The following is a 12,332-nucleotide window of genomic DNA, read 5'->3' on the forward strand; positions in this document are numbered from 1 at the left end:
TCTTAAAGGAGATACAAAATGACAAAACAAAAAGTTGCAATCTTAGGCCCCGGTTCATGGGGGACCGCTCTTGCCCAAGTCCTTAACGACAATGGTCACGAGGTCCGTCTTTGGGGAAATATCCAAGAACAAATTGATGAAATTAATACAACACATAGAAATACCCGATACTTCAAAGAAGCTGTTCTTGATGAGAAAATTATCGCAACAACTGATTTGAAAGTGGCATTGGCAGATGTTGACGCTGTCCTTTTTGTTGTCCCAACAAAGGTTACACGTCTTGTTGCCAAACAAATTGCAGACATCTTAGATCATAAAGTTATTATGATGCATGCTTCAAAAGGCTTAGAACCGGGTAGTCACAAACGCCTATCAACCGTTATTTCTGAAGAAGTACCTGCTGATTTACGTAGTGATGTTGTGGTTGTTTCAGGCCCATCACACGCTGAAGAAACTATTGTTCGTGACATTACCCTTATTACCGCAGCATCAGCTGACCTAGAAGCGGCTAAATATGTCCAAGCACTTTTTAGCAATCATTACTTCCGTCTCTACACAAATAGTGATGTTATTGGTGTTGAAACAGCTGGAGCATTAAAAAATATTATTGCTGTTGGGGCCGGCGCCCTGCACGGACTTGGTTACGGGGACAATGCCAAAGCTGCTGTTATTACTCGTGGCTTAGCAGAAATCACGCGTCTAGGTGTTGAGTTAGGTGCAAACCCACTAACTTACAGTGGTTTATCTGGTGTGGGTGATTTGATTGTTACAGGAACTTCTATTCATTCACGTAACTGGCGTGCAGGTGATGCCCTAGGCCGTGGTGAAAAATTAGAAGACATCGAACGCAATATGGGTATGGTTATTGAGGGGATTTCTACAACTAAAGTTGCTTATGAAATTGCTCAAGAACTTAATGTTTACATGCCTATTACAACAGCTATCTATAAAGTTATTTACGAAGGAATGGATGTCAAAGACAGTATTCTTGGGATGATGTCAAATGAATTCCGTTCTGAAAATGAATGGCATTAATAAAAAACGATTATAATGGAGGCACACATGACCAAAGTAAGAAAAGCTATTATTCCCGCAGCAGGGCTAGGTACACGTTTTTTACCAGCAACAAAAGCCTTAGCCAAAGAAATGTTACCTATCGTTGACAAACCTACTATTCAATTCATTGTCGAAGAAGCCCTAAAAGCTGGAATTGAAGAAATCCTCATTGTTACAGGTAAGTCAAAACGTTCTATTGAAGACCATTTTGATTCAAACTTTGAATTAGAATATAACCTTAAAATCAAAGGCAAAAATGAACTCTTGAAATTAGTAGATGAAACAACATCTATTAACTTACACTTTATCCGCCAAAGTCACCCAAGAGGTCTTGGTGATGCCGTTTTACAAGCTAAAGCATTTGTTGGTAACGAACCCTTTGTTGTCATGCTTGGTGATGATTTAATGGATATTACAGATAATAAGGCAATTCCTTTGACCAAACAATTAATGGATGACTACGAAAAAACACATGCATCAACCATTGCTGTTATGAAGGTTCCTCATGAAGAAGTTTCTTCTTACGGAGTCATTGCTCCTCAAGGTAAGGCTGTGAATGGACTTTACAGTGTGGACAACTTTGTTGAAAAACCAAAACCAGAAGATGCCCCAAGCGATCTTGCTATTATTGGCCGCTACCTTTTAACACCTGAAATTTTTGATATTCTTGAAAAACAAGAACCAGGTGCGGGCAATGAGATCCAATTAACAGATGCTATTGATACCCTAAACAAAACACAACGTGTTTTTGCAAGAGAATTTACTGGCAGTCGCTATGATGTTGGCGATAAATTTGGATTTATGAAAACATCCATTGATTATGCTTTAAAACACAAACAAGTAAAAGATGATTTAGCACAATACATCATTAAACTTGGTAAAGAACTTGACAAACAAAACAAAAAATAAAGAGTGATTCAAGTTAGACCGTCGATAACCTCTGTAGTCAACCTCTAAAATTGTCACTTTAGAGATTGACCATTACATCAAAAAAACTTTTAGAATCTCTGTTATAGAAGAATCTCTAAGAGTTTTTTTCTTTCCCAAAAACGACGAAAAAAGATTGAAGAAAAACCATCCAAAATGAACTTTTCTTCAATCTGAAAGAGGATGCTTAAGTAAGACATCTTTTTTAATGAAATGTATAAATTAGTCCTAAAATCATGATAAGTACATAGAGTGCTCCTGAAAAATAGCGCCGTCTTTTAGACCATCTAAATTGTGTTTGAGGATGTGGTAAGAAGACTGATAATAATGCTCCTCCAACAACTCCTCCCAGGTGGCCTGCAAGCCCAACATTAGGCATAAAAAGATTAAAAACAAGATTTAAGATAATCAGTAGACGATAAGATTTTGCCAATTCTTTTAAAGCTGAGCTATTACTACCAGCACCCAGGTGCATAATAGCTGTAAACAAGCCAAATAAGGAGGTAGATGCTCCTGCTGCAACTATGTTTGGTGTAATAATTAACGTAAAAAGGTTTCCCATAATACCAGATAATAGGTAAATCACAAAAAACTGTTTGGAACCAAAAAGGCTTTCTGCTAATTGCCCCACAAAATAAAGGGTGAAAACATTAATCAAAAAATGATTCCAGCCAATATGGATAAAAATTGGTGTCACCAACCGCCAAAGTTCTTGAGGCATAGCCTTAACGGCGTAACCAAACATTCCTCCAGATTGATAGATTGCTTCTGAGCTCTGTGCTAACGGGCCATAAAAAACTTGCATCAGCCCAAACACTAAGATACTTACAATCAAAAAGAAAAGCGTTGCAGGACTTCTTCGTAAATCATATGTCATTAACATAAACCTCTTTAACAGCGATATCATGAGTTTCTTCCATAAACTCTACCATTTGACAGTCAAAAACCGTACTGAAACTATCCCCTTTATAATCACTGAGGTAGTTATCATAGTAGCCTCCCCCATAACCAATACGATAACCTGCCTGGTTAAAAGCAAGCCCTGGAACATGGATAAGGTCAATCTCTGATTTAGCAACATGGATACCACTCTTTGGCTCTAGCACACCAAAAGAGGTTGTCACTAACTGCTCAGGATCATATGCCATAAAAACCATCTCTCCCATAGGGTAAGTTTTAGGAATCACAAGCTTTTTACCGTCCTGAATAGCCTTATTAATGATCAAACTTGTTTCGTATTCATGTGGTAAGGATAGATAAGTTGCCAGAACTTTTGCTTTTTTATAGGCTTGAGAATGTAAGACCATCTCTAATAGGGCTAAGGATTGCTCCCTTTTTGCTTTAGGCTCTAGTAATTTTAGCTTTGCTAGAACTTCTTGTCTAATCTCTTGTTTTGTCATAATGCTATTTTAACATAAATTCAACCCTGAAAATGCTAATCCGACGAATCTTAGCCAATAACTTTTTAAAAGCACTTCCCTAAAAACCTTTAAGGTTTCTTTAAGTAAGCACCTTTATACTATAAGTATCCTAAATAACGGTTCCCTAGACCGTTAGGGTAATTAAAATTTATTTTGATTACCCTTTTCATAAATCTCCTGGGCCTCCACTTTGTGGGGGTCCTCCCTTTTTATTACTAACATCAAAGGAGTTCAGCGCCTGCTGAACTCCTTTTGAATTAATCTTTACCAAAAATATCTCTAGTATAGACTTTATGATCAACGTCTTCCAAAACCTGATCGTGACGATTTGAAACAATCAGTGTCGCTTCTGATTTAAATTGTTCCAAATCTGAGACAACTTCTAAATCAGTTTCTTCTTCAAGCATTGGTTCATAAAGAATAACATTGACTTGATAACTTTTGATGATATCAATCACATCTTTGATTGCACTTTCTCTGAAGTTATCAGAGTTGCTTTTCATAATCAAACGGTAAATGCCTACTGTTAATTGCTCTTTGTCGACATTTTTTTGCTTCAAAGCATGTAAAATTTGTTTGGCAATATGTTCTTTACGTGTCTTATTAGATTCCACAATTGCTGAGATTAATGATTGTGGGGTGTTTTTATAGTTAGCTAAGAGCTGCTTGGTATCTTTAGGCAAGCAGTAGCCACCATATCCAAATGACGGGTTATTGTAGTGTTTCCCAATACGTTTATCGTGACAAACTCCTTCAATGACTTTTTCTGCATTCAGACCTGACATTTCCGCATAGGTATCTAATTCATTAAAGTAAGAAACACGCATAGCCAAATAGGTATTAGCAAATAACTTAACAGCTTCAGCCTCCTCAGATCCCATAAATAAGACGGCCATATCATCATTGATAGCTGCTTCTTTTAAAAGCGCCGCAAATTGCTCAGCCTGAGCAATCACATGGGCTGAGTCTCCCTCTTCGTAAGAAACAATAATACGGCTTGGGAAAAGGTTATCATAAAGAGCTTTTGATTCTCTTAAAAACTCTGGGCTAAAAATGATGCGATCTGTTTGAAATTTTTCTCTGACAGATTTGATAAATCCAAGAGGAATTGTTGACTTAACAATAATTGTAGCCTGATTATTCAAGGATAAAACCTGTTCAATAACAGACTCAACATGGCTAGTATCAAAAAAGTCAATTTCACTATCATAATTAGTTGGGGTTGCCACAATAACCAATTCAGCATTTTTGTAAGCATTTTCAGCATCAAGAGTTGCTGTAAGGTTTAGTGGGACATTTTTTAAATAATGGTCAATATCATCGTCCTGGATGGGTGACAAACCTCGATTAATCATATCGACTTTTTCTTTGATAATATCAACAACAGTTACCTCATTGTGTTGTGATAAAAGAACTGCTAATGATAATCCAACATATCCAGAACCTGCAACAGAAATTTTCACTTCTTTTACTTCCTTTCTTCGAATAATTAAGTAAGAGGTTCTTCTTCCTCTGCTTTACGAGTTCCCCAGTCAGCATTACGGATAGTAAATAGAGAATACAATCTTAGGGGTTGAAGCACAAACAAATGTAAGATACCGTAAATTGGTGATAACAAGAATGCCAATGGATGCTTAACCATATAATGGATGTTACGGCAAAGGGCAACTAAGAAAATCAAGGTTAAAAAGGCAAGTATTTTCAAGCCGTTAAATTCTTGTGCTTCACCAACAAACAAATCTAAAACAGAATACAACAACATGATAAACATTGAAACTTCCAATACTGTCCACACAGCTACAAGAGGGGTTTGCATCATTTTTTTGACAGAAATAATAGATTCACGGAAGAAAGATTTATTCCATCTATTTTGTTGTTTCAAGTAAGTTTTAAAATTAAATGGAACATCTGTATCACAGCGTGCTGTTGACTGGTAAACCGTTTTTCCAAGGTCTGTCGCATAGTTCGTTAAACATCTGTCATCACCAATACTTACAGGTATTCCCAAGAAAGTTTGTGAGGTATAGCGTTCAATATTAGGGACAACAACCTCGCGACGGTAAACACTCAATGGCCCTGAACATACTAGGATATTCCCTGTTACAGACTGGGCCGCACGCTCAACGCCAAAGGCGTTATCATAACGAATATCCGTTAAAATGGTTAATAAGTTGACATCACGGTTTCTGGCATTAAGGTGTCCTGTTGCAGCATAAACGTCTTTATCATTGAAAGACTTCAGCAATTCTTCTAATGCATCTGGATAGATGTAAGAATCTGAGTCAACCGTTAAAAAGACATCAGCATCAGATCTGCTAAAGGCCCAAGCTTGCGCATGACGTTTCCCCACGTTTTCTGGTAGGCGATGAGCAATAACATTTGTAGCATCAGGATTATTTGCAATATAATCCTCAATCATTTTAATACCAGTTTTATCGGCACTCCCATCATCCACAACAAAAATTTCTGCAATTGGATAGGTTTGACTTTGAACACTCTTCAACGTTTCAAGTAATGATTCACCATCCTCATTATAAGATGGAATAATTGCCGCTACTTTGTAGTTTCCAACTTTTCCTTTATAAGGACGATAGAAGAAGGATAGGGACATTTTTAAGGTTAAGTAAATTAATAATAAGATTCCATAAGGTGTTAGGCTACCTTTTGAGCCAAATACATAGGTATTTAAGACAATCATCAATACCCACAAAATAATAAATGTGGTAAAAGTGATTAGATTTTTCAGTTTTTCCATGTCATTCCTCCTTTATAATTAGTTTTGTCTAAAAGACAGTACCAATTTCCCTCACTTTCATGTTTATTTTAATCAATCGTTCGTTATTTTTATTGATTAAGGTCACATTTTCTAAAAACATTCTCAATTATAAGGGAGTTAAATGTCATATTCAAACCAAGAATTCATTTTAAAATACATAATTTGATGACACCATTTTATAAAGTTTAATTTAAAAAGAAAAAAGACCCTTGCCAAAACTGGCAAGAATCACATCCATTTTAATAAAGTTTTGCCTTCATAAATGCTGTCACTTCCGTCACTGCAAAAGAGAGTGCTTCCTCATTTGGACTCATTTTAGCATGATGGAGTGGATAAGGACTATCAACTCCTAACCAAAACATAAGTCCTGGCATTTTACTTAAGAGGTAACCAAAATCCTCTCCTGTCATTGCTGGAAGGCAATCAATCAGCTGGACTTGTTTTCTTTCTTTGAAAAAACGCATGAAGTCTTCAGCCAATTGGCTATTATTAACTACAGGTAAGTAGCCCGATTGGTTCAAGACAAGTTCAACTTCTAAGCCAAAACTTCTGGCAATCCCTTCTGCCATTTCTCTGATACGTTTTTGTGTTAATTGATTCATGTCTTGACTTAGGGTGCGAATGGTTCCATGTAAGTGAGCCTTTTGGGCAATAATATTATTCGTTGTTCCTGCATGCATCGCCCCAAATGTAACAACTGCTCCTTCAATAGGATCAACATTTCGACTCACGATAGTTTGAACCTGCGTCAAGAAATAAGCTGCTGCTATTAAAGCATCATTGGACTCATGGGGAAATGCTGCATGGCCTCCTTTACCTTTAAAAGTAAGTTTCATTTCACAGGTTCCTGCAAATAAGGTCCCACGATTTGTCGCAATGGTTCCTACCTTCAAATCTGGTCGTACATGTAAGGCATAACATTCATCAGGCATCCACTCATCAAAGACACCAGCTTCATACATCAGCATGCCACCTGCAGCATTTTCTTCAGCAGGTTGAAAGATGAAGAGCATATTTTCTTTGGGCTGTTGCTCTAAGACTTGTTCTAATAAGCCTAAGGCTATGGTCATGTGAAAATCATGCCCGCAAGCATGCATTTTTCCTGAATGACGACTTTCAAAAGCTAAGCCAGTTTCTTCATGAATTGGCAAAGCATCAATATCCGTTCGCCAAGCTATTCTTTTTTGACCAATTGAACCAGATAGGTGAACCAACACTCCTGTTTTCCATGTTTTAAGAGTAACAAAAGCTTTGCCACTTACCATCTGCTCAATTAGCTCTAAAAGATAGGCTTGTGTTTTAACTTCTTCTAAACCAATTTCTGGGATTTGATGTAAATGTCTTCTTATTTTTATTAAATCAAACATGCAACTCCTTTTATAGTAGGCGTAAAGCCTCTTCTAATGCTGTTTTTTGTTGCGTTTTGGCATCAATTTTTTTAATAATACGAGCAGGAACTCCTGCCACAACAACATTTTCTGGAACATCTTGTGTGACAATGGCTCCTGCAGCAACAACTGCTCCATTACCAACTTGCACCCCTTCGATAATGACAGCATTTGCACCCACCAAAACATGATCACCGACACGAACAGGTTCTGCTGAGGCAGGTTCAATAACTCCTGCAAGAACAGCTCCTGCTCCGATGTGACTGTTTTTACCAACACAGGCACGACCGCCTAAGATTGCTCCCATATCAATCATTGTGCCTGAGCCAATTTCAGCACCGATATTGATGATTGCCCCCATCATGATAACAGCATTATCTTCAATAATAACTTGGTCTCGAATAATAGCCCCTGGTTCGATACGAGCCTTAAGGCTACGTTTATCCAAAAGAGGAACAGCCGAATTACGACCATCTTGCTCAACCACATAATCCTTATTTTCAACTAAGTTTACAAGTAATGGCTGAATAGCTTTCCAATCACCAAAAAGGACATTACCGAGGCAAACTACTCCTTTTGGGATGGCATTTGCTAACTCTCCTTGAAAGGTAACCTTAACACTTGTTTTTTTCTCTGCATTGCCAATAAAGGCAATAATTTCTTGCGCGGTCATTTTTTGTGCGGTCATTGTCTTCTCCTCAAAATCATTTTTATTATTATATCAAATTTTCAGAAAATTTGGTATTTTTCCTTTTGTTTATGTAATAGGATAAATTCAAAAAAAGCCAAAGATAATATCTTCAGCTTTTGCTTTGTGACTTATTGTTTAAAGGCGAGCGTTAAGTTCTGCACTTAATGCTTCAAATCCCGGTTTACCAAGTAGGGCAAACATGTTTTTCTTGTAAGCTTCTACTCCTGGTTGGTCAAATGGGTTAACACCATTTAGGTAACCTGAGATGGCAATTGCAATCTCAAAGAAGTAAATAACATAACCAAGTGTGTATTCATCTTGTGATGGAAGTGTTAAGTAAGTGTTTGGTACACCGCCGTCCATATGAGCTAGAAGAACACCGTCCGTTGCTTTTTTGTTAACAAAATCAACATCTTTACCTTGTAAGTAACCAAGACCATCTAGGTCAGCTTCTTCATTTGGAATTGTGATGTTAAGACGTGGTTTTTCAACACGAACAACTGTTTCAAAAAGGTTACGGTAACCTTCTTGGATAAATTGTCCAAGTGAGTGTAAATCAGTTGAGAAGTTAGCTGATGTTGGGTAGATACCTTTTTGGTCTTTACCTTCTGATTCTCCAGCCAATTGTTTCCACCATTCACTGAAATATTGAAGTGATGGTTCATAGTTGGCTAAAACTTCTGTAATATAACCTTTACGGTAGAGAATGTTACGAACAACAGCATATTGATAAGCTTCATTTTCAGCAATTTTCTCTGATGAATAAGCATGACGAGCTGCGTTAGCACCTTCCATCAATTTAGTGATGTCAGCACCTGAAGCAGCAATCGGAAGTAAGCCAACAGGTGTTAAAACTGTGAAACGTCCACCTACGCTATCTGGAACAACGAAAGTTTCCCAACCATTTGCATCAGCTTCAACCTTAACAGCTCCTTTAGCTTTATCAGTAGTTGCATAGATACGTTTGTTTGCTTCGTCTTTGCCATATTTCTTAACAAGAAGTTCTTTAAACACACGAAACGCAATAGCTGGTTCAGTAGTTGTTCCTGATTTAGAAATCACGTTAACTGAGAAATCTTTATCCGCAACGTAGTCCACTAAGTCCGCTAAGTAATTTGATGAAATAGAATTCCCAGCATAAAGAATCTGAGGCGCTTTGCGTTCTTCAGCTGATTGAAGATTTACAAATGAGTTGCTTAAGAAGTCAATGGCTGCGCGAGCCCCTAAGTATGATCCACCAATACCAATCACAACAAGAACTTGGCTATCAGATTGAATTTTAGCTGCCGCTTTTTGAATACGAGCAAACTCTTCTTTATCATAGTCTTCTGGAAGGTTTAACCAGCCAGTCATTTCTGCACCAGGACCTGTACCTTGACGCAATGCTGCATCAGCTGCAGACACGTGCATTTGCATATAATCTAATTCATGTGGTGCAACAAATTGACCTAAAACTTTTGAATAATCGTATGTAATATGTGACATAATGTTCCCCTTAATTTTTATCCGTACAACTACTATATTAACTCTTTATAAGCAATTTTTCAATCTTTTTGAGTATCTTTTCACAAAAGAAGAGAAAGTTTTGAAAATGCTAAATTTCAAGTCCAAGTTAGCCAACGGTTAAAAACTCTTTAGGAGATTTGTAGTCTAATATTTTCTTAGGATAGTTGTTTATCCAATTTTCAATGAATGCGACCTCTCTTTGGGTCGTTTTCTTTGTTCCTTTAGGTAACCATCTTCTGATCAGTCTGTTGTGGTTCTCATTCGTTCCCCTTTCCCAGGAAGCGTAGGGATGTGCGTAGTAGATATCTTCTTTTGGAAAGACAAGAGAAAGTCTGTTGAATTCAGTTCCGTTATCAGCTGTAATAGAGTGAATAGAGTGAGTCTTTACTATACTTTCTAAGGCATGATTGACCGACTGAGCAGACTTATCCGGAATGAGTCTGATAATCTGGTGACGACTACGGCGGTCTGTTAGAGTTAGTAGACATTCATTCTTAGCCCTTGTTAGAATGACCGTATCAATTTCATAATGCCCATTTTCAAGTCTACGATTAATCGCATCAGGTCTTTTCTCAATGGATTGACCAGCAGGTTTGAAACGAGGGCTAGCCTTCTTTGATTTTCCCTTTCTTTTCCTTGGATACAAGATGTGATCAGAATGGATGCCAAGGTGTCCGTTATGAATCCAATAATAGATGGTTGAAACAGGAACAGCTATACCTTTCGACTTCACCATCATTTCAGGTGAAAAGTTCTGCCTCATATAGTGCAGAATCCTCTCTTTCGTATCTTTATCCAAGCCAATAGAACGAATAGAATTTCGTCGTTTATTCTCATAGCTAGCTTGAGCGTAGTCAGCTTGATAAATCATTTCAAATTTACCTTTACGAATTTGTTGTCTAACAAGTCCTCGTTTAACCTCATTATGAATGGTTTGAGGCGCTTTACCTAGCAAGTTAGCGATGGCTCTATTGGACTTTCCTTCTGACTTCCATTTCTCGATGAAGTAACGCTCAGCTATTGTCAAATGTTTTCCTTTTGGTGTATAATGTTCATGCATCTCAAAGTGTCCTATCTTGTGTTTGTGGTGAACTACAAGTATATCTCTTTGAGATGTTTTTTCATACCCTCAGATGGCTAACTTCATTTTAGAACTTTCTAAAGTTTTGAAAATCATTTTCAAGATAACATTTTAGACCATTAAACTTCTCTATTTTGGCATTTTCTATGGTATAATCGTCTTATTCTAAGACAATTGAGGGCAACTAATGAAGCGAAAATTCCCAATAATCATTCTTTTAACAACAGGTCTTTTTTTACTAACAGCTTGTTTTTCAAATGCCCCAAAAAAACTATCAGACAACCATCTTGTACTACAAAGCAAAGAGAGAAAAAATCTTCTAAATACCATCAAAAATCGGTATTATTTTAATCAACTGTCTGATGAGCAAAAAGAAAATTATCTTATTCTTCGGCAAAAAGCCTCCACTTTTAAAGACACTATATCGCTAACGCCAGCTTCCCAGAAAAGTGTGATTAAAACCATCGATGCCTTTATTATGGATAATCCCGACCTTTACTGGCTATCATCCAACCCTTATCAAATCGAGCTGTCACAAAATGACGCCTTTGTAACCTTTAAAGTCCCTGATGATGCTGAGCAAAACTATCAAAAAATTCAAGAAATCACTGATCACATCATTGCTCAAGCTCCTATGACTTCTGATTATGATAAGGTTTCATATTTTTACAAAACCATTATTGAAAACACCGACTACAACAAAGAAGCCTTAGATCGGTTTAATGCTGGTGATCAACGTTTAGCTGCTCAAAACCAAGACGTCAGAAGTGTTTTTTTAGAACACAAATCAGTTTGTAACGGGTATGCCCAAGCTTTTCAGCTGCTCTGTCAAAAAGCTGGTATCTCTTCCATTTATGTTAAAGGAACTGTTAAAAGTTCGCAGACTGAAAAAGAGTTACCACATGCCTGGAATCTTGTTGCAATTGCTGATCACTATTACGCTGTCGATACCACTTGGGGAGATCCCATTTTCGATCAGATGCTTTCTGGACAAAGGCAAGAAAATATTAACTATAATTTTCTTTGCATGCCTGATCATGTTGTTAATCGTAGTCATCATGCTAATCTTGATCTTGACTATCAAAAAGGGAAAAAGATTAAAAATGCTTGGACCTTACCTGACTGCACCGATGACTCCTTACTCTATTCCAAACAAAATCAGTTTTATTTAGAACATTTTAATACCGATGAAGTGCTTAATACCCTTGAACATCAACTTTTAAATGGGCAAAACCCTGTTTCTATTCAAATGGCAAATAAACAAGATTTCTTGAGTTTTACCAAAGACATCGAAAGCAATAACACCAAATACCATGAGCTATTTAACCATTACTGGTCAAACTATTCTGGTTATTCTTACAGCATCATTCCTGAACTCTATAGCATCAGCTTTCATCGAAATGAATAGTTTCAGTATCAACTCATTAAAAACATCAAAAAAGAGAGAATTGTGACATTCTCTCTTTTTGCTACATTGAATGCTTTA

Annotated in this window: 11 protein-coding genes; 3 read left to right on the forward strand and 8 right to left on the reverse strand. The window is 37.1% G+C overall.

The window, feature by feature from the left end; genetic code table 11:
• Window positions 1–18: 18 nt before the first annotated feature.
• Both Q9317_RS09735 and galU read left to right on the forward strand, forming a co-directional pair.
• Window positions 19–1,035: an NAD(P)H-dependent glycerol-3-phosphate dehydrogenase gene (locus tag Q9317_RS09735; RefSeq protein WP_003100234.1), complete on the forward strand. Its 1,017-nt coding sequence runs from the start codon at window positions 19–21 to the stop codon at window positions 1,033–1,035.
• A gap of 27 nt (window positions 1,036–1,062) precedes the next feature.
• Window positions 1,063–1,965 carry a UTP--glucose-1-phosphate uridylyltransferase GalU gene (galU, locus tag Q9317_RS09740; RefSeq protein ID WP_016356183.1) on the forward strand — a complete coding sequence of 301 codons (903 nt, stop codon included), beginning with the start codon at window positions 1,063–1,065 and terminating at the stop codon, window positions 1,963–1,965.
• Window positions 1,966–2,188: 223 nt separating this feature from the next.
• Here galU and Q9317_RS09745 read toward each other — a convergent pair whose 3' ends face one another.
• The 8 genes from Q9317_RS09745 to Q9317_RS09780 form a co-directional block, all read right to left on the reverse strand.
• Complete coding sequence (locus tag Q9317_RS09745; protein WP_016356185.1) at window positions 2,189–2,860, reverse strand: rhomboid family intramembrane serine protease; 672 nt, start codon at window positions 2,858–2,860, stop codon at window positions 2,189–2,191.
• Window positions 2,850–3,383 (reverse strand): 5-formyltetrahydrofolate cyclo-ligase, encoded by a 534-nt coding sequence (locus Q9317_RS09750; RefSeq protein WP_003100239.1) that lies wholly within the window; start codon window positions 3,381–3,383, stop codon window positions 2,850–2,852. Before Q9317_RS09750 ends, Q9317_RS09745 begins: the two co-directional genes overlap by 11 nt.
• Before the next feature lie 278 nt (window positions 3,384–3,661).
• Entirely contained in the window at window positions 3,662–4,867 is a 1,206-nt protein-coding gene (locus Q9317_RS09755; protein WP_003100241.1) for a nucleotide sugar dehydrogenase, read from the reverse strand.
• 26 nt (window positions 4,868–4,893) lie between these two features.
• Window positions 4,894–6,159, reverse strand: coding sequence for a glycosyltransferase family 2 protein (locus Q9317_RS09760; protein WP_003100243.1), 1,266 nt, complete (start codon window positions 6,157–6,159; stop codon window positions 4,894–4,896).
• Between the two features lie 260 nt (window positions 6,160–6,419).
• Complete coding sequence (locus Q9317_RS09765) at window positions 6,420–7,547, reverse strand: N-acetyldiaminopimelate deacetylase (protein ID WP_003100245.1); 1,128 nt, start codon at window positions 7,545–7,547, stop codon at window positions 6,420–6,422.
• Window positions 7,548–7,557: 10 nt separating this feature from the next.
• On the reverse strand, window positions 7,558–8,256 hold the full coding sequence (dapD, locus tag Q9317_RS09770) for a 2,3,4,5-tetrahydropyridine-2,6-dicarboxylate N-acetyltransferase (protein WP_003100247.1): 699 nt from the start codon (window positions 8,254–8,256) through the stop codon (window positions 7,558–7,560).
• A gap of 138 nt (window positions 8,257–8,394) precedes the next feature.
• A complete protein-coding gene (locus Q9317_RS09775) occupies window positions 8,395–9,744 on the reverse strand; it encodes a glucose-6-phosphate isomerase (RefSeq protein ID WP_003100250.1) in 1,350 nt (449 codons plus the stop codon).
• Between the two features lie 127 nt (window positions 9,745–9,871).
• Complete coding sequence (locus Q9317_RS09780; RefSeq protein WP_003098714.1) at window positions 9,872–10,825, reverse strand: IS30 family transposase; 954 nt, start codon at window positions 10,823–10,825, stop codon at window positions 9,872–9,874.
• A gap of 208 nt (window positions 10,826–11,033) precedes the next feature.
• Between Q9317_RS09780 and Q9317_RS09785 the strand changes: the two genes are divergently transcribed.
• Window positions 11,034–12,254 carry a transglutaminase domain-containing protein gene (locus tag Q9317_RS09785; protein WP_003100252.1) on the forward strand — a complete coding sequence of 407 codons (1,221 nt, stop codon included), beginning with the start codon at window positions 11,034–11,036 and terminating at the stop codon, window positions 12,252–12,254.
• The last annotated feature ends 78 nt before the right edge of the window (window positions 12,255–12,332 follow it).

This window comes from Streptococcus iniae, from assembly GCF_030732225.1.
GTDB lineage: Bacteria > Bacillota > Bacilli > Lactobacillales > Streptococcaceae > Streptococcus > Streptococcus iniae.

Bases quoted from the DNA above. Each gene is read 5' to 3' on its own strand.
- Q9317_RS09735 (WP_003100234.1), top strand. From the start codon at position 19: ATGACAAAACAAAAAGTTGCAATCTTAGGCCCCGGTTCATGGGGGACC.
- Q9317_RS09760 (WP_003100243.1), bottom strand. From the start codon at position 6,159: ATGGAAAAACTGAAAAATCTAATCACTTTTACCACATTTATTATTTTG.
- Q9317_RS09745 (WP_016356185.1), bottom strand. From the start codon at position 2,860: ATGACATATGATTTACGAAGAAGTCCTGCAACGCTTTTCTTTTTGATT.
- Q9317_RS09785 (WP_003100252.1), top strand. From the start codon at position 11,034: ATGAAGCGAAAATTCCCAATAATCATTCTTTTAACAACAGGTCTTTTT.
- Q9317_RS09765 (WP_003100245.1), bottom strand. From the start codon at position 7,547: ATGTTTGATTTAATAAAAATAAGAAGACATTTACATCAAATCCCAGAA.
- galU (WP_016356183.1), top strand. From the start codon at position 1,063: ATGACCAAAGTAAGAAAAGCTATTATTCCCGCAGCAGGGCTAGGTACA.
- Q9317_RS09750 (WP_003100239.1), bottom strand. From the start codon at position 3,383: ATGACAAAACAAGAGATTAGACAAGAAGTTCTAGCAAAGCTAAAATTA.
- Q9317_RS09775 (WP_003100250.1), bottom strand. From the start codon at position 9,744: ATGTCACATATTACATACGATTATTCAAAAGTTTTAGGTCAATTTGTT.
- dapD (WP_003100247.1), bottom strand. From the start codon at position 8,256: ATGACCGCACAAAAAATGACCGCGCAAGAAATTATTGCCTTTATTGGC.
- Q9317_RS09780 (WP_003098714.1), bottom strand. From the start codon at position 10,825: ATGCATGAACATTATACACCAAAAGGAAAACATTTGACAATAGCTGAG.